Source organism: Cellulosimicrobium sp. 22598 (genome assembly GCF_052044445.1).
GTDB lineage: Bacteria > Actinomycetota > Actinomycetes > Actinomycetales > Cellulomonadaceae > Cellulosimicrobium > Cellulosimicrobium cellulans_G.
In genome coordinates, this window is sequence record NZ_JBQEMZ010000008.1 from 101,005 (window position 1) to 125,882 (window position 24,878).

Annotated in this window: 19 protein-coding genes and 1 pseudogene; 12 read left to right on the forward strand and 8 right to left on the reverse strand. The window is 75.4% G+C overall.

The annotated features are described in order from the left end of the window. Window positions 1-215 precede the first annotated feature (215 nt). The 4 genes from ACTJIY_RS10565 to ACTJIY_RS10580 all read left to right on the forward strand — a co-directional run bounded on the left by ACTJIY_RS10565 (window position 216) and on the right by ACTJIY_RS10580 (window position 4,589). Window positions 216-626: a hypothetical protein gene (locus ACTJIY_RS10565; protein ID WP_440697238.1), complete on the forward strand. Its 411-nt coding sequence runs from the start codon at window positions 216-218 to the stop codon at window positions 624-626. Window positions 627-759: 133 nt separating this feature from the next. Beyond that, complete coding sequence (locus ACTJIY_RS10570) at window positions 760-2,277, forward strand: sensor histidine kinase (protein WP_440674261.1); 1,518 nt, start codon at window positions 760-762, stop codon at window positions 2,275-2,277. Window positions 2,278-2,392: 115 nt separating this feature from the next. Then, window positions 2,393-3,052, forward strand: coding sequence for a response regulator transcription factor (locus ACTJIY_RS10575; RefSeq protein WP_253053239.1), 660 nt, complete (start codon window positions 2,393-2,395; stop codon window positions 3,050-3,052). A 328-nt stretch (window positions 3,053-3,380) separates the two neighbouring features. Continuing rightward, the gene (locus ACTJIY_RS10580; protein WP_440674262.1) at window positions 3,381-4,589 is read left to right on the forward strand and encodes an acyltransferase family protein; all 1,209 of its coding nucleotides are present in this window, start codon (window positions 3,381-3,383) and stop codon (window positions 4,587-4,589) included. A gap of 21 nt (window positions 4,590-4,610) precedes the next feature. On the opposite strand, the gene ACTJIY_RS10585 is transcribed toward ACTJIY_RS10580, so the two are convergent. Beyond that, the gene (locus tag ACTJIY_RS10585) at window positions 4,611-5,429 is read right to left on the reverse strand and encodes an RDD family protein (protein WP_253053243.1); all 819 of its coding nucleotides are present in this window, start codon (window positions 5,427-5,429) and stop codon (window positions 4,611-4,613) included. Between the two features lie 89 nt (window positions 5,430-5,518). Here ACTJIY_RS10585 and ACTJIY_RS10590 point away from each other — a divergent pair, with 89 nt between their 5' ends. Beyond that, a complete protein-coding gene (locus ACTJIY_RS10590) occupies window positions 5,519-6,508 on the forward strand; it encodes a stage II sporulation protein M (RefSeq protein WP_440674263.1) in 990 nt (329 codons plus the stop codon). A gap of 92 nt (window positions 6,509-6,600) precedes the next feature. On the opposite strand, the gene ACTJIY_RS10595 is transcribed toward ACTJIY_RS10590, so the two are convergent. From ACTJIY_RS10595 to ACTJIY_RS10625, 7 genes are all read right to left on the reverse strand, one after another. Further along, a complete protein-coding gene (locus tag ACTJIY_RS10595; RefSeq protein WP_440674264.1) occupies window positions 6,601-7,902 on the reverse strand; it encodes a winged helix DNA-binding domain-containing protein in 1,302 nt (433 codons plus the stop codon). 7 nt (window positions 7,903-7,909) lie between these two features. Next, window positions 7,910-8,032, reverse strand: a complete 123-nt coding sequence (locus ACTJIY_RS10600; RefSeq protein WP_255318720.1) for a hypothetical protein — start codon at window positions 8,030-8,032, stop codon at window positions 7,910-7,912. Between the two features lie 158 nt (window positions 8,033-8,190). After that, complete coding sequence (locus ACTJIY_RS10605) at window positions 8,191-9,483, reverse strand: DUF58 domain-containing protein (RefSeq protein ID WP_440674265.1); 1,293 nt, start codon at window positions 9,481-9,483, stop codon at window positions 8,191-8,193. Window positions 9,484-9,493: 10 nt separating this feature from the next. Beyond that, a complete protein-coding gene (locus tag ACTJIY_RS10610; RefSeq protein ID WP_253053701.1) occupies window positions 9,494-10,468 on the reverse strand; it encodes an AAA family ATPase in 975 nt (324 codons plus the stop codon). Window positions 10,469-10,692: 224 nt separating this feature from the next. Continuing rightward, a complete protein-coding gene (locus ACTJIY_RS10615) occupies window positions 10,693-11,937 on the reverse strand; it encodes a DUF4350 domain-containing protein (RefSeq protein ID WP_440674266.1) in 1,245 nt (414 codons plus the stop codon). Further along, on the reverse strand, window positions 11,934-12,608 hold the full coding sequence (locus ACTJIY_RS10620; RefSeq protein ID WP_440674267.1) for a DUF4129 domain-containing protein: 675 nt from the start codon (window positions 12,606-12,608) through the stop codon (window positions 11,934-11,936). Before ACTJIY_RS10620 ends, ACTJIY_RS10615 begins: the two co-directional genes overlap by 4 nt. Further along, window positions 12,605-14,008: a glycerophosphoryl diester phosphodiesterase membrane domain-containing protein gene (locus ACTJIY_RS10625; protein WP_440674268.1), complete on the reverse strand. Its 1,404-nt coding sequence runs from the start codon at window positions 14,006-14,008 to the stop codon at window positions 12,605-12,607. Before ACTJIY_RS10625 ends, ACTJIY_RS10620 begins: the two co-directional genes overlap by 4 nt. Before the next feature lie 240 nt (window positions 14,009-14,248). Here ACTJIY_RS10625 and mtrA point away from each other — a divergent pair, with 240 nt between their 5' ends. From mtrA to secA, 7 genes and pseudogenes are all read left to right on the forward strand, one after another. Further along, entirely contained in the window at window positions 14,249-14,932 is a 684-nt protein-coding gene (gene mtrA / locus ACTJIY_RS10630) for an MtrAB system response regulator MtrA (RefSeq protein WP_253053257.1), read from the forward strand. Beyond that, a complete protein-coding gene (mtrB, locus tag ACTJIY_RS10635; RefSeq protein WP_440674269.1) occupies window positions 14,929-16,764 on the forward strand; it encodes an MtrAB system histidine kinase MtrB in 1,836 nt (611 codons plus the stop codon). The genes mtrA and mtrB overlap by 4 nt, the downstream gene beginning before the upstream one ends. Continuing rightward, window positions 16,761-18,506: an LpqB family beta-propeller domain-containing protein gene (locus tag ACTJIY_RS10640; RefSeq protein ID WP_440674270.1), complete on the forward strand. Its 1,746-nt coding sequence runs from the start codon at window positions 16,761-16,763 to the stop codon at window positions 18,504-18,506. The genes mtrB and ACTJIY_RS10640 overlap by 4 nt, the downstream gene beginning before the upstream one ends. Window positions 18,507-18,658: 152 nt before the next feature. After that, a complete protein-coding gene (locus ACTJIY_RS10645) occupies window positions 18,659-19,513 on the forward strand; it encodes a ComF family protein (RefSeq protein WP_440674272.1) in 855 nt (284 codons plus the stop codon). A 189-nt stretch (window positions 19,514-19,702) separates the two neighbouring features. Continuing rightward, a complete protein-coding gene (hpf, locus tag ACTJIY_RS10650) occupies window positions 19,703-20,356 on the forward strand; it encodes a ribosome hibernation-promoting factor, HPF/YfiA family (protein ID WP_253053263.1) in 654 nt (217 codons plus the stop codon). A gap of 231 nt (window positions 20,357-20,587) precedes the next feature. Further along, on the forward strand, window positions 20,588-21,820 hold the full coding sequence (locus tag ACTJIY_RS10655) for a winged helix-turn-helix domain-containing protein (protein ID WP_440674273.1): 1,233 nt from the start codon (window positions 20,588-20,590) through the stop codon (window positions 21,818-21,820). A 240-nt stretch (window positions 21,821-22,060) separates the two neighbouring features. Next, a pseudogene (secA, locus tag ACTJIY_RS10660) lies at window positions 22,061-24,556 on the forward strand (preprotein translocase subunit SecA); the annotation flags it as partial. Window positions 24,557-24,878 lie beyond the last annotated feature (322 nt).

A 24,878-nucleotide genomic window follows, 5' to 3' on the forward strand; every position in this document is an offset into this window, starting at 1 on the left:
CCCCCCCCCCCCCCCCCCCCCCCCCCCCCCCCCCCCCCCCCCCCCCCCCCCCCCCTCCTCCCCCCCCCCCCCCGGGACAGGTCGGCCCGCAGGCCGACGGCGAGCCCGCGGGCCCGCCCCCGGGCGTCCGTCCGCTGTGGCACCGGGTCGGTGACCGGTGGGAGCGCGAGCCCCCGCACGACCTGCTCTACGGCGCGATCGTCGCCGGGTTCGTCATGGCGGTGTCCAGCGTGCACGCCCCGACGGGCGACCGCGTGGTCGTCGCGACGGGCCTCGTCGCGGTCGGGTACTGGCTCGCGCACTGCTACGTCGACGCGGTCAGCGGGCGGTTCCGCGACAGCGGGCACTCCCTGTGGGACCGCACCCGCGCGGCTCTCCGCCTCAACGTGGGGGTGCTGCTCGGTGCGGTCCCCGGGATCGTGGTCTACCTGGTCGCGTACGCGTTCGGCCTCGACGTGGAGGACGCCGCGCTCGTCGCGGTGTGGTTCACCGTGCTCCTCCTCGGCGTCGTCGGCTTCCTCGCCGCGTACCGGGCGGGTGCCCGGGGCACACGGCTCGTCGGGGAGACGCTGCTCGCCGCGGCGTTCGCGGGCGTGGTCATCGGCGTCAAGTACCTCCTGCACTGACCCGGACGGCGTGGTGACCGTGCCGGCGACCGCCCGACGGGTCGCCGCGCCGGGGCGACACGGGGGATGTCCCCACCCCGGCGCGGCGGACGCCACCCTGTCGCCGTGACCGCGGCTCGCCGAGACTGGCACCATGACTGCCGTGACCCCTGACCAGCCGAGCGTCGTGCCGACGGGCGACCCGCCGTCGGGCACCCCGACCCCGGGTGCGGCCCACGGCCCCCTGGCCCCGACCGTCCCCGCGACGGGGGATGCGCCCACGGGCGTCGCAGCGGCGGACGCGACGACGTTCGCCGGCACGCAGCCCGACCCCCGGTACGTCGACCACCGCGAGCGCGTGGCGTTCGCGCGCGCGCCGTTCCACCGGCAGACGTGGCGCGCGTACGGATACCTGTGGCTCGCGATCCTCCTCGCGCCGTTCGCGTTCACCTACGGGCTGTTCGCGGTGGTCTTCCTCGTGGCGATGCTGGTGCCGGTCATCGGCCTCGTGGTCGCGGGGTGGGTCGTGGTCGGCGGGCGGGGCTGGGGCTCGATGTACCGGTCACTGGCGCGCTCGGCGCTCGGCATCGACGTCGCCGCCCCCGCGCCGTACGTCCGGCGGCGCGGTTTCTGGAGCACCCTGTGGGGCGGCATCGGCGACGGGACCGGCTGGCGGGCCGTGCTCTTCCTCGTCGTCACGTTCCCCCTCGCGATCGTGTCCTTCGTGGTGAGCACCGTCTTCCTCGCCGTGGGGCTCGGCGGCACGACGCACTGGATCTGGTCGCGCTGGCTCCCCCTGCAGCAGGCGAGCGACGGGTCGTGGCACCGCGGCGCGTCGTTCGGTGTCGACTGGTACGTCGACACCCCGGTGCGCCAGCTCGGCCTCGTCCTGGTGGGGCTGCTCTTCCTCTGGCTCTGGGCCCAGGTCACGCGGGGCTTCGCCCAGCTCTTCCGCGCGCTCACCGTGGCGCTGCTCGGCCCGACCCTCTCGAGCCTGCGCGTCGCCGACCTCGAGGAGTCGCGCGGCCGCACCGTCGAGGACGCGGACGCCAAGCTGCGTCGCATCGAGCGCGACCTGCACGACGGCACGCAGGCCCGCCTCGTCGCCGTCGCGATGCAGCTCGGGGAGGCCAAGGAGCAGCTCGCCGGGGGCGGCGACCCGGGCGAGGCGCTCGAGCTCGTCGACCTCGCGCACTCGTCGACCAAGGAGGCGCTCGTCGAGCTCCGCGAGCTCGCGCGCGGCATCCACCCGCCCGCGCTCGACAACGGGCTCGCCGTCGCGCTCGAGACGCTCGCGGCACGCTCGCCGCTCCCGGTGACGGTCGACGTCGACCCCGCCGTCGAGGCGTCCGGCCGGCTCGCGCCGGCCGTGGAGTCGATCGCGTACTTCTGCGTGGCCGAGCTCGTCACGAACGCGGTCAAGCACGCGCGGGCCACGGGCGCGTACGTGCTCGTCGAGCGGCAGGGGAGCGGGCGCGGCGCGCGGCTGCGCCTGCGGGTGCGCGACGACGGCCAGGGCGGCGCGCGCGTCGTGCAGCCCGGGTCCGACGGCCAGCGGTCCGGCCTCGCGGGCCTCGCGGAGCGCGTGCGCTCCGTGGACGGCTCGTTCGAGCTCACCAGCCCGGTCGGCGGCCCGACGGTCGTCACCGTCCTCCTGCCCGTCCGGGTCTGACGTGCGCACGGACCACCGTGTCCTGCCCGAGCGGGCGGGCGCCGTCGGGCACGATGTCTCCGGGGCATCCCGCCCGCCGGGGCCGTCGCACGGCCCGCCCGACCGGAAGGACACCATGCGGCTCGTCATCGCCGAGGACTCCGCCATCCTGCGCGACGGGCTCGTCGCGCTCGTCACCCGCCGCGGACACGAGGTCGTGGCCGCGGTCGCGGACGGCGACGAGCTCGTCGCGCGGGTGGCCCGGCTCGCGGCCGAGGACGCGCTGCCCGACGTCGCGGTCGTCGACATCCGGATGCCCCCGACGTTCACCGACGAGGGCCTGCGCGCCGCCCTCGCGCTGCGCGCGACGCACCCCGACCTCGGGGTGCTGCTGTTCTCCCAGTACGTCGAGACGCGGTTCGCGAGCGAGCTGCTGACGGGCGGCGCTCGCGGCGTCGGGTACCTGCTCAAGGACCGCGTCGCCGACGTCGGCGAGTTCGTCGACGCGCTCACGCGCATCGCCGCCGGTCAGACCGTGCTCGACCCCGAGGTCGTCAGCCAGCTCATGGGCGCCTCGCGGTCCGACGACGGGCTGGCGCGCCTCACGCCGCGCGAGACGGAGGTCCTGGAGCTCATGGCCCAGGGGCGCTCGAACTCCGCCATCGCGGAGGCGCTGTTCCTCTCCTACGGCGCGGTCGAGAAGAACGTCACGTCGATCTTCGGCAAGCTCGGCCTGCCCCAGGACGCGGGCGACCACCGGCGCGTGCTCGCCGTGCTGCGCTACCTCAAGGTCTGAGCGGGGCGGGGGACAACCCCCGCCGGACCGGGTGGACCGCCGCGCCGGGGTCGGGGGACCGTCCCGTACCGGGACGAACGGGATGTTTCGAGACTGGTGAGCACCGGGGATCCTCCCGGGCTCGCCGACCTTGGAGCATCCCGTGGCCGTCCTGTCGCCGCCGCCGTCCCCGACCCGCGCGCCGTCCCGCGCCCGCCCTGCGCCTGCCCGACCGGCGTCCCCGGGCGGGCCGCACGCCCGCCGGGACCGACCGCCGTCGGGCGCCGCCCGGACGCCCGGCACCGCCCCGCTCCCCGGAGAGGACGGGCCGCGCCGACCTCGACGCGACGTGTTCGTCGACGCCGTGCGGGCCCTCGCGACGCTCAGCGTCCTCACGGTGCACTGGCTCATGGCGGACGCGACGTGGGACGGCGAGCACCTGCGCATCGGCAACGCCCTCGCGCACGGCGCCGGCTGGACCGTCACCTGGGCGCTGCAGGTCCTCGCGCTCCTGTTCTTCGCCGCCGGGGCCTCGGCCGCGTACGGGCTGCGGAGCGGGCCCGACGGCGGTCGCGCGCCCGGGCTCGCGGGCGCCGGGCGGGTGGTGGCGCGCCCCAGCGTCCTCGCCGACCTCGCTGCGGGAGCACGGCTCGCCGGGCGTCGCGTGCCGCGACTCCTGCGGCCCGTCGGGGTGTTCGTCGGGGCGTGGGTGGTCGCGATCGGGGTGCTGCTCGCCGCCGGCCTGCCCGGGGACGCGGTCCGCTCGCTGGCGACGCTCGCGCCGCAGCTGCTGTGGTTCCTCGCGGTGTACCTCGGCCTCGTCGTGCTCACGCCGCTCCTGCTGCGCGCGCTGCACGCCGCGGGCTGGTGGACCGTCGGCGCGCTCGTCGCCGCGCCGCTCGCCGTCGAGGCGCTCCGCTTCGGCGCCGGGGCGGAGCGCCTCGCGCTCGTCGACGTCGTGCTCGTGTGGGCCGTCCCCTACGCCATCGGGCTCCTGTACGCCGACGCGCGCTCGGGGACGCGGGTCGTGCGGCGAGGGCGCGTGGTGCCCGTCGCCGTCCTCCCGCGGCCGCTCGTGCTCGTCGGGGTCGCGCTCGCGGCGGCGGCGCTCGCGGCCCTGCTCGTCGCCGTCGGGCCGTACCCCGTGTCGCTCATCGGCATGCCGGGGGACACGATGTCGAACCTCGGGCCGCCCACGGCGCCCGTCGTCCTGCACGCGGTCGCCCTCGTCGCCCTCGCGCTCGCCGCTCGAGGACCGCTCGTGCGCTGGGCGGACGGGCGTGGCCGCGCCGTCGTCGCGGGCCTCGCCCGACGGTCGATGACCGTCTACCTGTGGCACCTCACGGCGATGATCGTCGTCGTCGGGACGGTGCTCGTGGCGCTCGGTCAGCAGCTCCCGGCCCCGGGCAGCGCCGACTGGTGGGCGAGCCGCCCGGTCTGGTTCGGCGCCTTCGCGCTCGTGCTCCTGGGGATCTCCCGCGTGGTGGGTCGCTTCGAGGACGCCCGCCCCGCGCGACGTGCCGGCGCCGCAGGGGCCTCGGGACCCGCGGGGCGCTGACACCGTGCGCGGGCGTCGGCGTCAGCGCGTGGGGTCGGGGATCGAGTAGGGGAGCCGGTGCAGCAGCTCGGCCTGCTCGCGCGCGAGCGCCTGCGCGCGCTGCGCCGTCGCCCAGTCCCGGTCGCGCCGCTCGGCGAGCACCGCCAGGAGGAACGTCTCCGGGTGCGTGCCGGGCGGCGGGCCGGGCGCCACGTACCGCTCGACCTGTCCCGCGAGCTCCTGGCCGAGCCGGGCCCGCGACGCCGGGTGGAGCGTGTTCGACCGCGCCAGGAACTGCCGCGCGGCGAGCGCGAGACCGTCGGGCAGGCGGCGCATGTCGGCGTGGGACGCCCACGCGGCGAGGTACGGCGGCATGACGAGCGGCGCGAGCGTCGGCCGCCCGCCCCGCACCCGGATCGCGTACGTCCCCGCCGCCATGTCGCCGAGGCGCTTGCCCTTGTCGTTCGTCAGCGACGCGACGAGCGCGACGGAGCCGAGCGTCAGCCAGATCTCGCCGATGCCGACCAGCGCGCGCAGGAAGGCGTGCCGGAAGCGGACCGGGCCGCCGTCGTCGCGCACGACCCGGATGCCCAGCGCGAGCTTCCCGAGCGAGCGCCCGCGCGACAGCGTCTCCACGGTCGTCGGGACGACGACCATGACGAGGACGGCGAGCGCGATCCCGATGGCCGGGGCGAAGTCCGGGTCGACCAGCTCGAGCGAGCCCGACGTCGCGAAGAGCAGCGCGAACAGCGCGACGAACAGCGTGAGCATGTCGAGGAAGAGCGCGAGGCCGCGGGTGACGAACGACGCCGGTCGTGCATCGAGGACCACGCCCTCGCCGATCAGGATGCCGTCCCGCACGCTGCTCCTCGCCCTCGCTCCGTCACGGGTCCGTGCCCGCACGCCGGTCGGCGCACCGGCGGCACGCCCTGTGTGGCAGGGTATCGGTCGTGGACCTCGACGCCTTCACCGACGTGCACCGCGCGCAGTGGGACCGCCTGGAGACCCTCACGTCGCGGCGCACGCTCGACGGCGCCGAGGCGGACGAGCTGGTCCGGCTCTACCAGGCCGTCGCGACGCACCTGTCGACCGTCCGGTCCGTCGCGCCCGACCCCGTGCTCATCTCGCGCCTGTCCGTGCTGCTGGGCAAGGCCCGCACCCGCATCGCGGGGGCGCACGAGCCCGCGTGGCGCGACGTCGTGCGGTTCCTCACCGTGTCCCTGCCCGCCGCCCTGTACCGGATCCGATGGTGGTCGGTCGGCGTGACGGTCGCGTGCGTCGTCGTGGCGCTCGTCGCCGGGATCTGGGTCGCGACGACGCCCGAGGGCCTCGCGTCCATGGGGCCGCCGAGCGTCCAGGAGAACTACGTGAACGAGGCGTTCGCGTCCTACTACGACCCCGGGCTCGACTTCGCGACGGTCGTCTGGACCAACAACGCCTGGATCGCGGCGCAGTGCATCGGGCTGGGGATCACGGGGATCTTCCCCGCGTACGTGCTGTTCTCGAACGCCGTGGCCATCGGCTCGACCGGCGGCATGATGGCCGCGCACGGCGAGCTGGGGCTGTTCCTCCAGCTCATCGCGCCGCACGGACTGCTCGAGCTCATGTCGGTGTTCGTCGCCGGCGCCGCGGGTCTGCGGATCTTCTGGGCCTGGGTCGACCCCGGCCCGCTCCCGCGCTCGCGCGCGCTCGCCCAGGAGGGCCGCGCGCTCGTCACCGTCGCGATCGGGCTCGTCATCGCGCTCGCGATCTCCGGGGTGATCGAGGGCTTCGTCACGGGCTCGACCATGCCGTGGTGGCTCAAGATCGTCATCGGCGCGATCGCGCTCGCCGGGTTCTGGGTCTACACGATCGTGCTCGGCCGTCGTGCGGTGGCGGCCGGGGAGACCGGCGACCTCACCGCCGACCACGCGGGCGACGTCGCCCCGGTCGCGGCCTGACGGTTCTTCCCCGGCTCCAGCCTCCCGGCTCCTCCCCGGCTCTGGGCTCCTCGGCTGCCGGCCATCGGCTCGGGGCCGGGGAGTCGTGGGGGTCAGTCGTGCACGACGACGCGCGCCCGCGCACCCGGCCACGCGCACCGGACCCAGTCCTCGGCTCGCGCGACGACCGCGTCGCGCACGCCGGGCTCGCGGAGCCGGTCCGCGGGGGAGCGACGGACGTCGGCGCCGCCCAGCCCGCCCGCGCCCGTGCCGCGTCCGGCCGCGTCGCCCGCGGGTCCGTGCAGCGGGCGCACCTCGACGTGCACGACGTCGCCCGCAGCCTCGTCGGGCGAGGTCGCCCCGGTCGTCGCCCGGCTGGGGGCGGACGGGGTGGTCGGGCGCGCCGTCCACGCCCCGGCCACGCGTCCGTCGACGAGCACCGTCGCCGCGACCTGCCCGTTGATGCTCACGACGCTCTTGACCGGCACGTCGCCGAGGATCCGCGTCCGGTCGTCGTGCGCGAGGACGAGGTTGTCGAAGTCGCCCGCGAGGACCGTCGGCAGGGGCGCGTCGCCGGGCGGGCGGGGCGCGTCGGGGAGGTCGAAGAGCTCCTTGCCGTCCGGGCCGGTGAACGTCACGAGCGCGGGACGCAGCACCTCGAACGCGGGCTTGAGCCGGGTCAGGCCCGACCACCGCTGCGCGTCGACCACGGAGGCCGGGCCGAACGCCGCCAGGTAGCGCCGCACGAGCCCGACGCGGGTCGCGAGGACGGCGTCGGGGTCCGTGTCGTGCGCGACCGCGTCGAGGACCGGGTCGGAGCGGCCCAGCCAGGCCTGCGCCGTCGTCCACGTGGTGGTGGTCCCCGGCCCGCTCGCGCCCCAGAGCCCGCGCGGCGGCACCTGGACCAGCGGCAGCAGGCAGCGCGCACCGTACGCGAGGTGCTTGGGGTCGACGTCGGGCCACCGCACCGCGAGGCGCCTGCCGAGCTCGACCGAGGTGAGCGGCTCGTCGAGCAGGTCGCGCGCGACCTCCTCGAGGTCGTCGAGGTCCACGTCCGCGAGGGCCGCGCCGTGCTGGTTCTTCGCCCGCAGGTACGCGGCGAGCGTTGGCCGCACCAGCGCCGTGACCCCCAGCGCGTCGTCCGCGGCGACCAGGTGCACCGTCCCGCGCAGCGCGCCCACGCGCACGACCGCACGGTCGGTGAGCAGCGCGCCCAGGTCGTCGGGCGCGAACGCCGCGAGCCGCGACCACAGGGCGGGGTACGGCGACGACGGCACCTGCGACTGGAGCCCCACGAGATGCCGCACCTCGTCCAGCACCGACGCCTCGCAGGGGGCGTCGAGGTGCTGGCGCGCGAGCAGCGCACGGTTGAGGTCGTCGTGGCTCAGCCGCGGCCCGAACCGCCCGTCGCCCATCGGCGGGTCAGGACAGCACGATCGCGAGCGCAGGGATGAGGAACGTCGCGAGGAGCGCCGCCACGACGATCATCGCGACGCGACGGTTGCGCCGTGCGCGCTGTCGGGGATCGGTGGGCTGCCAGGCCACGGGGTACTCCTGAGCTCGGTGGAACGACCCGCACGACCCTACCTCGCCCCTGAGGGAACGACCTCGACCGCCGAGGTGGAACCGCCGGTCGCGAGGTAGGACGCCCGGAGCTCTCTCTCGCGACCGGAGGCTCTACCTCGCGGTCGGCGGCCCGGACGTCAGAGGCGGCCGGCGGCCTTGAGGGCGAGGTAGGTGTCGGCGAGGCGGGGGGCGAGGTCGTCGGGGAGGGCGTCGACGACCTCGACGCCGCGCTGGCGCAGGACGGTCGTCACGGCGGCGCGCTCGATCTCCCCGCGGGCTGCCGCGGCGGCGTCGTACGCCTCGGCGGTGCCGCTGCGGTCGGCACGCAGGGCGGCGACCTCGGGGTCGCCCGCGGCGGCGAGCACGACCTGGTGCTTGGCCGTGAGCTGCCCGACGACGGGGAGCAGCGCGGTCTCGACGGCGGCGGGGTCGAGGGTCGACAGGAGCACGACGAGCGCACGCTGCGACAGGCGCTCGTGGACGGTGCCGACGAGTCCCGGCCAGTCGGTCTCGAGGAGCGCGGGTTCGAGCGGTGCGAGGGCGTCCGCCATGGCGGGCATGAGGCGCGGGCCGGCGGCCCCGGCGACGCGCGAGCGCACGGTGCGGTCGTACGCGACGAGCTCGACGCGGTCGCCCGCGCGGCCGGCGAGCGCGGCGAGCAGGAGCGCGGCCTCGATGCTCGCGTCGAGGCGCGGCTCGTCGCCGACGCGGGTCGCGGACGTGCGGGACGTGTCGACGACGATGAGCACGCGCCGGTCGCGCTCGGGACGCCACGTGCGCACGACCATGTCCCGACCGCGGGCGGACGCGCGCCAGTCGATCGAGCGGACGTCGTCGCCGAGCACGTACTCGCGCAGCGAGTCGAACTCGGTGCCCTCGCCGCGCACCTGCACCGCGGCGCGACCGTCCATCTCGCGCAGGCGCGCGAGCCGGCTCGGCAGGTGACGGCGGGACGCGAACTCGGGGAGCACGCGCAGCCGGCCGGGCACGGTGATCGAGGCCTGGCGCGCGGCGAGGCGCAGCGGGCCGAACGAGCGGATCGTGACCCGGTCGGCGACGCGCTCGCCGCGCCGCGTGGGCACGAGGACGGTCGTGACGCGCGTGGCCTCGCCGGGCGGCAGGTCGACCGGGTGCCGGTTGACCTGGGTCCCCGCGGACGGCGGCCACGCGTCGCGCACGAGCGCGCGGAGCCGCCGGGGCGCGAGGTTGGTGAGGGTGAGGCGCGACGTCGTCGTGTCGGTGAGGCGGACCGAGCCCGGGACGCGCCGCTCGATCGCGACGCGCCGCGGGGACGCGGCGAGCGAGGCGTCGAGCGCGCACAGCGCGACGACGAGCAGCGTCCACACGAGCACCGTCCCCGGCACGGGGAACAGCAGCACGGGGACGATCCCGAGCGCCGTGAGCACGACGGCGCGCCACGTCAGGGCCACGTGCGACGCCTCAGCGGGGGACGGGGACGGACGCGAGCACGGTGTCGAGCACGCTCTCGGCGGTCACGCCCTCGAGCTCGGCCTCGGGCCGGAGCTGCACGCGGTGGCGCAGCGTCGGGTGCGCGAGGGCCTTGACGTCGTCGGGCGTCACGTAGGAGCGGCCCGAGAGCCAGGCCCACGCGCGCGACGTGGCGAGCAGCGCCGTCGCGCCGCGCGGGGACACGCCGAGGGACAACGAGGGGGAGTGGCGCGTCGCGCGGCACACGTCGACGGCGTAGCCGAGGACCTCGCGCGCGACCTGGACGCGCGCGACCTCCGCGCGCGCCCGGTCGAGCACGTCGCGCCCGGCGACGGCGCGCACGCCCGCGCCCGCGAGGTCGCGCGGGTTGAAGCCGGCAGCGTGGCGGGCGAGCACCTCGACCTCCTGCTCGCGCTCGGGCAGGGGCAGCACGACCTTGAGCAGGAAGCGGTCGAGCTGCGCCTCGGGCAGCGGATACGTGCCCTCGTACTCGACGGGGTTCTGCGTCGCGATGACGAGGAACGGGTCGGGCAGCGGGCGCGGCGTGCCGTCGACCGAGACCTGCCGCTCCTCCATGGCCTCCAGGAGCGACGCCTGGGTCTTGGGGGGCGTGCGGTTGATCTCGTCCGCGAGCAGCAGGTTCGTGAAGACGGGGCCCTCGCGGAACGAGAACTCGGCGGTCCGCGCGTCGTACACGAGCGAGCCCGTGACGTCGCCGGGCATGAGGTCGGGCGTGAACTGCACGCGCTTGGTGCCGAGGTCGAGCGACGCGGCGAGCGTGCGCACGAGCAGCGTCTTCGCGACGCCGGGCACGCCCTCCAGCAGCACGTGGCCCTTGCACAGCAGCGCGATGAGCAGGCTCGTCACGGCTCCGTCCTGCCCGACGACGGCCTTGCCCACCTCGGTGCGCACGGCGGCGAGGGCCTGGCGCAGCTCGGGGGACGGCGCGGGCGGTGCGTCGTGCACGGGTGCCGGCGCGGGGACTCCCGGCTGACCGTAGGCCGCCGGGGGAGCGGCGGCGTCGCCGGGCGCCGTGACGCCCGGGCCGTGCGGTCCGGGCTCGTGACCGGGGGCGCCGGCGGCCGCGCTCACGCGGTCGGCGACGCTCGGGTCCTGGATGTACGGCTGCTCCTGGTGCGGTGGCGGCGCGTAGCGGTCGGGCTGCGGCACGGAGCCGTCGGGGTGGTGCGTCACGAGTGGTAGACCTCGCTCTCGATCCGGTCAAGGTGACGCGCGAGCTCGAGCAGCGCCGCGTCGTCGGCGGGTGGTGGTCCGTACAGGAGCTGGGCGACCTGCTCGCCCGGGCGGCCCGTCGCGCGGGCGACCGCGTCGACGAGGGCGGGCGCGTCGGCGGAGCGCGGGAGGCCGAGCCGGTTCGCGAGCCGGTCCGCGGCGCTCGCGCGCAGCCCGGCGGCGGCGTGCCCGCGCGCTCCGGCGCGCCGGTAGAGGCGGCCGCGGCCGCGCGTCGTCTCGGCCGCGCGCACGACGACCGGCAGGTCCTCCGTCACGAGCCGGCCGAGCCGGCGGCCGCGCCACAGCGCGACGACGAGCGCGACGACGAGCACCTGGAGCGCGACGACGTCGAACCACGGCGGGAGGGAGAGCGCCGGGGTCTGCTCGTCCTCGCCGCCGCCGAGCGACGTGTCGAACGGGTCGGGCACGAGCCACACGAGGCGGTCGTGCGCACCGAGCGTCCACAGGGCGAGGGCGGCGTTGCCGTCGTCGGTGACCGAGTCGTTGCGCAGGACCGCGGCCGTGTCGACGGCGCGCACGCTCCGCTCGTCGGTCTCGTGCACGAGGTAGGCGCCGATCGACGGGTCGTCGGCGGAGGGGAAGCACAGGACGGTCGTCCGGTCGAGCGCGTGGAAGCCGACGCCGTCCGAGCGCAGCGCCCCGGCCGCCTCCGCGGCCGGGTCGTCGCAGCGCGCCGACCGGGCGGACGACCCCGACCCCCAGTCGTAGGCGAGCTCCGCGCCGCCGTCGGTCGCGGACGAGAGCAGGACGTCGGGCGGAGCCACCAGGACGAGGTCGGTCGGCGTGCGGACGAGCGCGTCGACCTGCTCGTCGAGCAGGAAGTCGCCCTGCGCGACGAGCAGGGTCCCCCCGTCCGCGGACGCCGCGACCGCGTCCGCGACCGTCGTCACGTACGTGATCTCGACGCCCCGGTCGCGCAGCACCTCGGCGAGGGCGCGCGCGCCGTCGGGGCCGGGGTTGTCGGGTGCCAGGGGCGTCGCCGAGGTCGTGGGGCGCGCGATCGCGGACAGGCCGGCGAGCACGAGGAGCGCGACGACCACCGCGACGGGCCAGCGGGCGCGTCGCCACCGGCTCCGGGCCCGCGACCCGGCGGTCGTGCCGTCGCCGACGACGGGCACGTGCGCCGTCGTGACGGCCCGGGTGCCGTCCCCGGACGGGGCCGCGGACGTCGTGGTGCTCACGCGTCGTCACCTCCCGGGGTCGGGGCGGCCGTCGTCGCGAGCTCTGCCCGCAGCGCGGGGCGCGTCGCCAGGGTGTGCTCGTCGAGCGCCCGCAGGAACGCGTCCGCCTCGGGCCCGACGGCCGCCTTGCCGTACGCGACGTCGTCGAACAGGTGCGCGCCACGGGCGAGCCCGTCCGCGACGTCGGGCACCCGCTCGCCCGCGGCCTCGGCGGCCTCCCACGCGGTCCGCCCGGGACGGGCGTCGAGGACGGCTCGCTCCTCGAGCGAGCGGACGACGGCGCGGAAGCGCTCGAGCGTGGCGGTCGCCCAGTCGGCCCGGGACGCCGCGGCGTCGGCCGCCGCGCGCATCTCGGCCGCGGTCCGCGCGTCGTCGTCCTGCACGACGACGGACGACGTCGCCCGGCGCGACAGGCGCACCGGGCCCGCGACCCAGTAGGCGATGCCGGCCACGAGGAGCACGACCGCGACGACGAGCACCGCGGTGAGCGGGCCGCCCAGGTCGATCGTGGGTGCGCCGTCGAAGAGCCCGAGCAGCCAGTCGAGGAACCGCTGCAGGAGCGACGGCTCCGTGCGGTACTCGGGCTTCGCGAGCTCCTCGACGAGCCACCGGCGCGCCTCGTCGGCGTCCGGCTGCACGGGCACGTCGGCCGCGAGCGACCGCAGCGTCATGCCGGCGGCTGCGCGTTCGCCGCGGCGGCGAGCTCGACGTCCAGGCCCTCGCGCCGCATGCGCACGTCGATGTAGAGCAGCGCCACGACGCTCCCGAGGAACAGCGCGGTCGCGATCGTGGAGACGGCGACGCCGAGCGTGATGAGGGCGTTCCCGGCGAAGCCCTGACCGACGCCGATGAGCACGCCGCCGACGAGGCTGAACGGCGAGACGAGGATCTGCGCGACGAAGCCCATCGCGATGTAGGCGAGCAGGAGGATGCCGAAGAGCCGCCAGTAGCTGCCGCGAGACAGGAGCCAGGAGCGCTTCACCGTGGCCCAGAAGGGCTGGCCCTCGAGGGCGAGCGCGGGTGGGACGAGGATGGTCCGGATCCACAGCCACGCGCCGAGGACGGCCAGGCCGGGAAGAGCGACGACGAGGAGCGTGACTCCGAGCCACGTCGTGACGGCGAACCCGGCGACGACGAGCAGGACGGCGAGGACGACCAAGACTGCCCAGCCGAGGCTGTACAGGAGCGAGAACCCGATGAGGAACCACGCCCGGCGCCCGACCTGCGACCACACCTCCCCGACCGACACCTTGCGCCCGATGACCGACTGTCCGATCGACACCGTGAGCAGGCCGCTGACGATCGGGGTCGCGAGGCCGGTGGTGAGCGCCGTGCCGTAGAGGTTCGCGTACATGACCGCGAACTCGTTCTCCATGCCGCCGAGCCCCGAGTCGGAGGGCACGCTCAGGAAGAAGTCCGCCACGTACCCGGAGAACGCCCACCCGAGCAGGGCACCGAGGATCGTGGCCACGACGACCACGAGGGAGCTCATGCCGAGCATGACGCGCGGGTTGTGACGGATGGCGCCGAACGCGCCGTCGAAGATCTCGCCGAGCGACAGCGGGCGCAGCGGGACGATCCCCGGCTTGGCGGCGGGCGGCACGTAGGGCGCGCCCGCGAACCCGGCGGGCGGGCCGTAGCCGGGGGCGCCGTACTGCTGCTGGCCGTACTGGCCCTGTCCGTACTGCCCCTGTCCGTACTGGCCCTGCCCGTAGCCCGGCTGTCCGTACCCGCCCGGAGCCTGCGGCGCGGACTGGCCGTACTGCGGCTGCCCGGAGGCCGGCTGCCCCCACCCGCCGGGTGCGGCGTGCGCGGGCGGCTGGTCCGCCGTCGGGACCTGGCCGGGCCCGTACCCGGGGGCGTACTGGCCGTACTGGGGCTGGGGCTGGGGCTGCGGCGGCTGCGGGGCGGTGCTGCCCGGCGCACCGTAGCCGGGTGCGCCGTACGCGGGGGCTCCCCAGCCGCCGGCGTCGTCGCCCGGGGTGGGGCCGACGGGCGTCGTCGGACCGGGTGCCGCCGTCGGGTCGGGCGTGGCACCGTCCGGCGTGCCGGAGGTGTCGGGTGTGCTCATGTGCTCGTGGTCCCCCGGGTCGGCTCGGGCGTCGGTCCAGGCCGCCGTGCGAGGATCGGGCGACGGCGGCGAGGCCACCCTAGTACGCGGCCCTGCACCACGGCGGTCCCGGCCCGCCGCGTCCCACCGGCACGCGGGGCTGCACGACGGGTCGGCACGAGGTGGCGGCGGGTCGGGTTCACCCGCGCCGGGGGCGCCGGGCCGCTCCGAGCCGCGGCCCGTCGATGGCAAGATGTCCGCATGAAGGTTCGTGTGCTCGTGGTCGACGACGACACCGCTCTGGCCGAGATGATCGGGATCGTCCTGCGCTCCGAGGGATTCGAGCCCGTCTTCTGCGCCGACGGCGACCTCGCGCTCGAGACGTTCCGCAGCACCCAGCCGGACCTCGTGCTCCTCGACCTCATGCTCCCGGGCAAGGACGGCACCGAGGTGTGCCGCCTCATCCGCGCCGAGTCGGGCGTGCCCGTCATCATGCTCACCGCGAAGAGCGACACGGTCGACGTCGTGCTCGGTCTCGAGTCGGGCGCCGACGACTACATCTCCAAGCCGTTCAAGCCCAAGGAGCTCGTGGCCCGCATCCGCGCGCGCCTGCGCCGCACGGAGGAGCCGGCCCCCGAGCACCTGTCGATCGGCGACGTCGAGATCGACGTGACGGGCCACCGCGTCTCGCGCGGCGGCGAGCAGGTCTCGCTGACCCCGCTCGAGTTCGACCTCCTCGTCGCGCTCGCGCGCAAGCCGTGGCAGGTCTTCACGCGCGAGGTGCTCCTCGAGAAGGTCTGGGGCTACCGGCACGCCGCGGACACGCGCCTCGTCAACGTCCACGTGCAGCGCCTGCGCTCGAAGATCGAGCACGACCCGGAGAACCCGGAGATCGTGCTGACCGTCCGTGGCGTCGGGTACAAGGCGGGCGCGACCCGCACGTGAGCGCGACGGCCGGCTCCACCGACGGGCGCTGGCGGGGGCTCTGGCGCCGGGTCCGACGCCGCGCGCGCGCCACGGCCCGCCGCGTCGTGTGGCGCTGGCGCTCCTCGATGCAGCTCCGCGTCGTCACGTCCGCGCTCGTCGTGGGCGTCCTCACCGTCGGCGCGCTCGGCGCCTACCTCACCGACGCGATGCGCGACGGGCTCTACGAGCGGCGCGCGGACGAGGTCGACCTGGAGAGCGCGCAGTCGACGCAGCAGGCGCGCAACACGCTCGACGCGTCGCCCGCGGCGAACGCGACCGAGGCGCAGTCGCTGCTGTTCGACCTGTTCTCGATGCTGCAGAGCACGGGCTCGTCGCGCGACGTCTTCCTGTGGCAGGCCGGCGGGTCGAGCACCGTCGGGTTCCTCGACCTGTCGACGAACCCGCAGCTCACCGACCTCGTCACGCCCGAGATGCGCGCGGCCACGGTCTCCGCGGACGGCGAGCAGTACCTCCAGTCGGTCGCGATCCCGGTCGACCCGTCGGACCCGGACTCGCCGGTCGTGCCGGGCATCGTCGTCGGCTCGACGGTCGAGGTGCCTGTCGCCGGGACCTGGGAGCTCTACTACCTCTACGACCTGAGGGCGGACCAGGAGACGCTGCGCTTCCTGCAGTCGGTCCTGCTGGTCGGCGCGCTCGTGCTGCTCGCCCTGCTCGTCGGCATCACCGCGCTCGTCACGCGCCAGGCCGTCCTGCCCGTGCGGCAGGCGGCGACCGTCGCGGAGCGCCTCGCCGACGGCCGCCTCGACGAGCGGCTCCCGGTCAAGGGGCACGACGAGATGGCGTCGCTCGCGCACTCGTTCAACGAGATGGCGCAGGGGCTGCAGGAGCAGATCGGGCGCATGGAGGAGCTGTCGATGCTCCAGCGCCGGTTCGTCTCCGACGTCTCCCACGAGCTGCGGACGCCGCTCACGACGATCCGCATGGCGTCCGAGGTGCTGTACTCCTCGCGCGAGGACTTCGACCCCGTCTCGAGGCGCTCGACCGAGCTGCTGCAGGCCCAGCTCGACCGGTTCGAGGACCTCCTCGCCGACCTGCTCGAGATCAGCCGGTTCGACGCGGGCGCCGCGGTCCTGGACGCCGAGCGGCGCGACCTGCGCGACGTCGTCAACGCCGCCGTCGACCACGCCGCCCCGCTCGCCGAGCGCAAGGGCGTGTGGCTGTCCGTCCACCTCGGGGACGAGCCGGTCACGGCCGACATCGACCCGCGTCGCGTCGAGCGCATCGTCCGCAACCTGGTCGTCAACGCGATCGAGCACGCCGAGGAGCGGCCCGTCGAGATCACGGTCGAGGGCGACGGGCACGCCGTCGCGATCGCGGTGCGCGACCACGGCGTCGGCATGACGCCGGACGAGGTCCAGCACGTGTTCGACCGCTTCTGGCGCGCGGACCCGGCCCGCGCCCGCACGACCGGCGGGACGGGCCTCGGCCTCGCGATCTCGCTCGAGGACGCGCACCTGCACGGCGGCTGGCTCGAGGCGTGGGGTCGTCCCGGCCGCGGCGCGAGCTTCCGGCTCACGCTCCCCCGGCGCGCGGGCATCCGGCTCCAGTCCTCGCCGCTGCCGCTCGTCGCCGAGGCCGCCGTCGGCCGCGGTCTCCCCGCCGAGTGGAGCGCGACGACCCCGGTCGTCGAGGACGTCGAGGGGACGGCCGGTCCTGCCGACCTCCCGTCGGTCACGGGCGGCATCCCCGTCGTCCTGCCGCGCGACCACGCCGGGCACCCCGGCCGAGGGGCCGAGCCCGGGACCGGCGACGAGCACCTGATCGGCGACGACGTGCGGGAGGCGCGATGACCACGACCGGGACCCTGCGCGGTCGAACCCTGCGTCGGCGGGCCGGGCACGCGCTCGCCGCCGGGCTCGCGACGGCGCTGGTCGCCGCGCTCGGCGCGTGCGCCTCCATCCCGACCTCCGGGCCCGTCACCGAGGGGCAGGCCACCCCCGAGGACCCGGGCCAGCCGTTCGTCAGCGCCGCGGCCCCGATCCGGGACGCGTCGCCGACCCAGATCGTCCAGGGGTTCCTCGCGGCGCAGGCCCAGGGCGCGCGGAGCTCGTTCGACGTCGCCTCGGAGTTCCTCACGTCCGAGGTGCAGGAGGAGTGGTCGCCGCTCGCGCAGGTCGCGATCCTCGCGGGCGAGCCGGAGCTCGTCGTGGACGAGTCGACGCTCGAGGACGGGGTCACGACGGTCCGCACGACCGCGGAGCTCACCGGCACCATCGACGAGCACGGCGTCTACACCGAGCAGGCCCCCGGGCAGACGATCGAGATCTCCTACGGGCTCGTGCGCGACGACGACGACCAGTGGCGCATCGACGCCGTCGACGACGGCCTGACGATCACCGAGGCGAACTTCGCGCAGACGTACAAGCAGGTCAACCTCTACTTCCCGACGGTCGACCGCGCCTACCTCGTGCCCGACGCGCGCTGGTTCCCGAGCCGCAACTGGCAGGCGCTCGCAGTGCGCGAGACGCTGCGCGGGCCGGCGGAGTGGCTCGCGGGCTCCGTGGCGACGGTCGCCCCCGAGGGCACCGCGCTGAGCATCGACTCGGTGCCTCCGGGCGAGGGCGCCGTCATCGTGCCGCTCACCGAGCCCGTGACGGAGGCGTCGCCCGCCGACCGCGCCCTCCTCCTCGCCCAGCTCCAGGCGTCCCTCGGCGGACGCGTGGAGATCACGATCGGGGTGGGCGGGTCCGCCCTCTCCGCGGACGAGGTCCCGACCATCGGCGTCGCGACCACGCCCGACGATCCCGTCGTCCTGTCCGGGGACCAGATCATGAGCCTCGAGGGCCGCACGACCAAGGCGGTCGCGTCCGCCGCGCCGCTCACCGGGCTCCAGCCGACGGCCCTCGCCTTCCGCGGACGGTCCTCCGACGCGACGTACGTGGTCCGCGACGGTGGCGGCCGCATCGTCACGGCGCCCACCGCGGAGTCCGGGCCGACGACGCTGCTCACGGGGTCGAACCTCCTCGCGCCGACGATCGACCGCTTCCAGTACCTGTGGAGCGGGCCGCAGGTGCAGGCGGGCACGCTCCAGGTCGTCGACCTCCGCGGCGCGGGGTCCGACGCGGCGGTCTCCACCGTCGCGGCCCCCTGGCTCGAGGGCCGCACGATCATGTCGGTGCGCGTCGCGCCGGACGGCGCGCGGGTCGCCGTCGTGAGCGACGCCGGGAGCGGGGCGCAGATCCAGGTCGCCGGCATCGTCCGCGACGAGGCAGGTCGCCCGACCCAGCTCTCGGAGCCGGTCCGCGTGGGGCAGCCCGTGGTCGCCGCCACCCAGGTCACGTGGGTGGACCGGGCCCTGCTGGGGGTGCTCGGCCGCACCGTCGGGACGGCGGACCCCGTCGTGCAGCGCGTCCCCGTCGGTGGGCCGACGATGGCCTCGTCGCCGGTCGAGGACGCCGTGTCCCTCGCCTCGGCGACGGGCATCGCCACGACCCTCGTCGGGACCAGCGACAGCAGCCTCTACGCGGCGGGCACCTCGACGCTCTGGACGAAGGTCGCGACCGAGGTGCGCCTGCCCACCTACCCCGGCTGACCGGGGCCTCGGCTCGCCCTCGTCGGGGCCCGACCACAGGCGCTGGCCCCAGGACCCGACGCCGGGCGCCGGTCCGGGGCGCGGGGCCGTCGTCGTCCACAGGGCTCGCCGCCGCACCCGCGCGCAGGCCGCGCCCCGGGCATGCTCGTCCGGTGCTCCTCCGTGCTCTCGATGACGTCACGCGCCTCGTGCTGCCGGTCGCGTGCCCGGGGTGCGGCCGTCCCGACGTGCGGTGGTGCCGCGACTGCCTCGCGCCGCTGGGCGCACCGCTGCGGCGCCGCGAGCAGGCGGCTCCCCGCCTCGACCGGCTCGACGGCGTCGCGCCCCTTCCTGTCTGGGCCCCAGCGCACTACGCCGGCCCGGTGCGCGGCGTGGTCGTCGCCTGGAAGGACCGCGGGCGGGCCGACCTCGACCGCCCGCTGGGAGCCGTCGCCGGACGGGCGGGTGCCGACCTGGGCCAGGCCCTCGGCGCCCGTCCCGGCGCCCCGGCGGGGCCGGTCCTCGTCGTGCCCGCGCCGACGTCCGCCGCCGCGCGCCGGGCCCGCGGGCGCGACCCCGTCGTCGTGCTCGCGCGGGCGGTCGCCGCGGGTCTCGCCACCGCGGGGACGCCGGCGCGGGCCGTGCCCCTGCTGACCCAGCGGGGACCGGTCCGCGACCAGGTCGGGCTCGGCGCGCGGGCGCGCGGTGCCCGCCTCGGGGCGGTCGGCCTCGCGGCGGGACCCGTGACCGGGCGGCGGGCGCGGGCGGTCGTCCAGGAGCGGTTCGCGTGCCTCCTCGTCGACGACGTCCTCACCACCGGGGCCACCCTCGCCGCGTGCGAGACCGCCCTCTCCCGCGCCGGGATGCCCGTGCTGGGAGCCTTCGTGCTGGCCGCGACGCCCGCGCCGTCGACGCGTCGCCGGGCGCCGGGGGAGGCGGGTGGAACCCCGTCGGACGGGCGGGGCCGAAGGTCCTCCGGTTCACCTCCCGTTGGTGCTGCCGACACCCCGGGGCGCGGGTTAGTCTGAGGGCCAGTCGCCGCGGACGACGGAGGTGCAGGGCACGTCCGACGCCGCGCGAGCGTACCGAGCGCGCGGCCTCGCGCCGCAAGGAGGTGGTAGCCCACCGCACCCGGGAACGGGTGCTCCTACCGAATCCGAACGAGGCGCTCGGACGCATCGAGCCGGGCGCCGCACAAGATCCTCGCGGAGGCTCACATGGAGATCGTCGTCGTCGGCAGGCACACGGAAGTGGCAGACCGCTTCCGCCGGCACGTGGAGGACAAGCTCGCCAAGGTCCAGCAGCTCGCGCCGACGGCGCAGCGCGTGGACGTCGAGGTCACCCACGAGAACAACCCGAGGCTCTCCGGAGTTCGCGAACGCGTCGAGCTGACCGTGCGCGCCAAGGGACCCGTCGTCCGTGCCGAGGCTGCGGCAGACGACCGGTTCGGCGCCCTCGACCTCGCGATGGACAAGCTCGCCGAGCGCCTGCGCCGTGCCCGCGACCGTCGCAAGGACCACCGCAACCACACCGTCGTGCCGCCCGTCGACGTGCGCCCCTACGACCCGGCCACGCACGCCGCACCCCCGCCGCCGGCGCCGACCGCGCCCACCGCGCCCGGGGAGGCCGTCGAGACCACCCTCGGCGACTCGCCCGTCGTCATCCGGCAGAAGCTGCACTCCGCGGAACCCATGACCGTGGACGACGCGCTGTACGAGATGGAGATGGTCGGCCACGACTTCTTCCTCTTCGTCGACGTGGAGACCTCGCGCCCGTCCGTCGCCTACCGGCGCCGCGGCTGGACGTACGGGGTCGTCGCGCTCGACACGTCCTGCGACTGCGCCGACGCCGCGGTCGAGAAGACCGCCTGACCGTCGCCGACGCGCCCGGACCCTCCTCGGGTCCGGGCGCGTCGCGCTGCCCGCCCGTCCCGCCCGCCGTCTTTGTCCCGCCGCGACCAGGCCCTCGGGGTCGGCCGAACGGGTGGTCGTGGTGCGTCCGGTGACCGGGACGCGCCAGGACCGCCTGTTCGGCACGGGGCGGGTGTGGGTGGGGTTCGGCAGGATCGGGGGGTGGTCGTCATGCCGTCGAGGTCCGAGTCGATGTCCCTGTCCCAGGCGCGCCGTGTCGCGCTCGCCGCCCAGGGCCTGCACCGGGAGCGTCCGTACGACGGGACCGTCGGGCGCGCGCCGACGATGCGGCAGGTCCAGGGGGTGATCGACCGCCTCGGGCTGCTGCAGATCGACTCGGTGAACGTGCTCGCGCGGGCGCACCTCATGCCGCTGTACGCGCGCCTCGGCCCGTACGACACGGCGCTGCTGGACCGCGCGGCGGGTCGCGCCCCGCGACGGCTCGTGGAGACGTGGGCGCACATGGCGTCGTACGTCCCGCCGAGCACGTGGCCGCTGCTGGAGTGGCGCCGCCGTCGGTACCGGACCGAGGCGTGGGGGACGATCAGCGCGGTGGAGATGAGCCACTCCGAGGCGGTGGTCGACGTGCGTCGCCTCGTCACGGAGCGCGGCCCGATCACGGCGAGCGAGGTGCACGAGATCCTGGAGGCCGAGGGCCGGGCGCACCCGCGCGACCGCTCGCAGTGGGGCTGGAACTGGACGGTCGCCAAGCGTGCGCTCGAGTTCCTCTTCTTCACGGGCGAGATCACCTCGGCGCGTCGCAACGGCGCCTTCGAGCGCTGCTACGACCTCACGGAGCGCGTGCTCCCGCCGGAGGTCCTCGCGGCCCCGCCCGTCGCGGACGCGGACGCCGTGCGCGCCCTGCTCGAGATCGGGGCCCGTGCGCACGGGGTGGGGACGTTGCGCTGCTTCAAGGACTACTTCCGGCTCCGGGGGCCCGCGGTGCGCACCGCGTTCGACGAGCTCGTCGAGGCCGGGACCCTGCGGCCCGTGACGGTGCGGGGCTGGGACGAGCCGACGTACCTGCACGCGGACGCCGCGCTCCCGCGTCGCGCGACGGCGACGACGCTGCTCAACCCGTTCGACCCGCTCGTGTTCGAGCGCACGCGGCTCGAGCGGCTGTTCGACGTGCACTACCGGATCGAGATCTACGTGCCCGCACCGAAGCGGGTGCACGGCTACTACGTCCTGCCGTTCCTCGAGGGCGAGGACCTCACCGCGCGGGTCGACCTCAAGGCCGACCGGCGGGCGGGCGTCCTGCGGGTGCTGTCGGCGCACCGCGAGCAGTCGGCGGGGGAGCAGACGGCGGCGCGCCTCGCGGCCGAGCTCCGCGTGCTCGGAGGGTGGCTGGGCGTGCCCGAGGTCGACGTCGCGCCGTCGGGCGACCTCGCGCCGGCGCTCGCGGCCGAGGTGGCGGGCGCCTGACGGGACGACCGCCGTCGGTGGGCGGGCCTGCCGGAGGGACCCGTGCCGTCGTAGGCTGGCGCGGGTCTCGGCGGCGAGGTTCGTCGTCGGCGAAACCCGGGCGGGTCCGACGTCGCTCCGACTCGCCTACGATGTTGTGTGACGTTGCCGACGTCCGCTGCCGTGCGCGCCCGCGCGGGAGAGCGTCGGCGCTGCTCCCGGACCACCCGGCCCGGGCACCGATCGATACGGGAGTCCTGCGTGCCTTCGATCCTCGACAAGGTCCTTCGCATCGGCGAGGGCCGGATCCTCAAGAAGCTGTCCGGCCTCGCCGACCAGGTCAACAAGCTCGAGCCGGGCTTCGAGGATCTCACCGACGAGGAGCTGCGGGAGGAGACCGACCGCTTCAAGGCGCGCCTCGCGGCCGGCGAGACCCTCGACGACCTGCTGCCCGAGGCGTTCGCCGCGGTGCGCGAGGCGTCGCGCCGCACGCTCGGCCAGCGGCACTTCGACGTCCAGCTCATGGGCGGCGCGGCGCTGCACCTCGGCAACATCGCCGAGATGAAGACCGGTGAGGGCAAGACCCTCGTCGCGACCACGGCCGCGTACCTCAACGCGCTCGAGGGCAAGGGCGTCCACGTCGTCACGGTGAACGACTACCTGGCGAAGTACCAGAGCGAGCTCATGGGCCGCGTCTACCGCTTCCTCGGCCTGACGACCGGCGTCATCCTGTCCGGCCAGACGCCCGCGCAGCGCCGCCAGGAGTACGCCGCGGACATCACGTACGGCACGAACAACGAGTTCGGCTTCGACTACCTGCGCGACAACATGGCGTGGTCCACGGACGACCTCGTGCAGCGCGGCCACCACTTCGCGATCGTCGACGAGGTCGACTCGATCCTCATCGACGAGGCGCGCACGCCGCTCATCATCTCCGGTCCCGCGTCGGGCGACACGAACCGCTGGTTCGGCGAGTTCGCGAAGGTCGTGCGCCGCCTGAGCCCGGGCTCGGACTACGAGGTCGACGAGAAGAAGCGCACGGTCGGCGTGCTCGAGCCGGGCATCGAGAAGGTCGAGGACTACCTCGGCATCGACAACCTCTACGAGTCCCTCAACACGCCGCTCATCGGGTTCCTCAACAACGCCATCAAGGCGAAGGAGCTCTTCAAGCGCGACAAGGACTACGTGGTGCTCAACGGCGAGGTCATGATCGTCGACGAGCACACGGGGCGCATCCTGCCCGGCCGCCGGTACAACGAGGGCATGCACCAGGCCATCGAGGCCAAGGAGGGCGTGCAGATCAAGGCGGAGAACCAGACGCTCGCCACGATCACGCTCCAGAACTACTTCCGCCTGTACTCCAAGCTCTCGGGCATGACCGGTACCGCGGACACCGAGGCCGCCGAGTTCCAGGGCACCTACAAGCTCGGCGTGGTGCCGATCCCGACGAACCGGCCGATGCAGCGCGTCGACCAGCCCGACCTCGTGTACAAGAACGAGGAGGGCAAGTTCGACGCGGTCGTCGCGGACATCGTCGAGCGCCACGCGCAGGGCCAGCCGGTGCTCGTCGGCACGACGAGCGTCGAGAAGTCCGAGCTGCTGTCGTCCAAGCTCAAGAAGCAGGGCGTGCCGCACGAGGTCCTCAACGCGAAGCAGCACGAGCGGGAGGCCTCGATCGTCGCCCTCGCGGGCCGCAAGGGCGCCGTGACGGTCGCGACGAACATGGCCGGTCGTGGGACCGACATCATGCTCGGCGGCAACGCCGAGTTCATGGCGGTCGCGGACCTCGCGGCGCGCGGCCTCGACGCCGCGGAGAACCCGGAGGAGTACGAGGCGGCCTGGCCCGACGCGCTGGAGAAGGCGAAGGCCGCGGTCGCGGCGGAGCACGACGAGGTCCGTGAGCTCGGCGGCCTCTACGTGCTCGGCACCGAGCGCCACGAGTCGCGCCGCATCGACAACCAGCTCCGCGGTCGTTCCGGCCGTCAGGGCGACCCGGGCGAGTCCCGGTTCTACCTGTCGATGCAGGACGACCTCATGCGCCTGTTCAACTCGACCCTGGCCGAGTCGATGATGAACCGTGCCGGGTTCCCCGACGACGTGCCGCTCGAGTCGAAGATGGTCACGCGCGGCATCGCGAGCGCGCAGGGCCAGGTCGAGTCGCGCAACTTCGAGATCCGCAAGAACGTCCTCAAGTACGACGACGTCCTGTCGCGCCAGCGCACCGTCATCTACGACGAGCGCCGCCGCGTGCTCGAGGGCGAGGACCTGCAGGAGCAGGTGCAGCACTTCCTCACCGACGTCGTCACGGCGTACGTCGAGGGCGCGACGGCCGAGGGCAACCCGGAGCACTGGGACCTGGACGGCCTGTGGACCGCGCTCAAGGCCGTCTTCCCCATCTCGATCGAGCCGGACGAGGTCGTCGAGCAGGCGGGCGGGGCGACCCGGCTGTCGCAGGACCTGCTGCTCGAGGAGATCCTCTCGGACGCCCGCATCGCCTACCAGAACCGCGAGGAGCAGCTCGGCGCGGCGAACATGCGCCAGCTCGAGCGGCGCGTGACGCTCTCGGTCCTCGACCGCAAGTGGCGCGAGCACCTCTACGAGATGGACTACCTCAAGGAGGGCATCGGCCTGCGCGCGATGGCGCAGCGCGACCCGCTCGTCGAGTACCAGCGCGAGGGCTTCCAGCTCTTCCAGGCGATGACCGAGGCCATCAAGGAGGAGACGGTCGGTTACCTCTTCAACCTCGAGGTCAAGGTCGCCGAGCCGGGTGCGGCGCCGGGCCAGGCGCCGGCGATCTCGGTCGCGGACGCGGCGCAGGCCGCGCAGTCGGCGGCCGGCCAGGCGCTCGGCGGGGCGGCCGGCGCGGCCTCGGCCGGTGCCGCGGCGGGTCTCGCGGCAGCAGCTCAGCAGGCCGCCGCTCCGGCGCAGGACGCTCCCGCCGAGGACGCACCCGCGACGGACGACGCCCCGGCGCAGGACGCTCCGGTCGAGGCGGAGCCCGTCCCGGTCGCGACCCCGGCGGCGTTCGGCGGCCCGAGCGGCGACCGCCCGGGGACGCTCATCGCGAAGGGTCTCGACG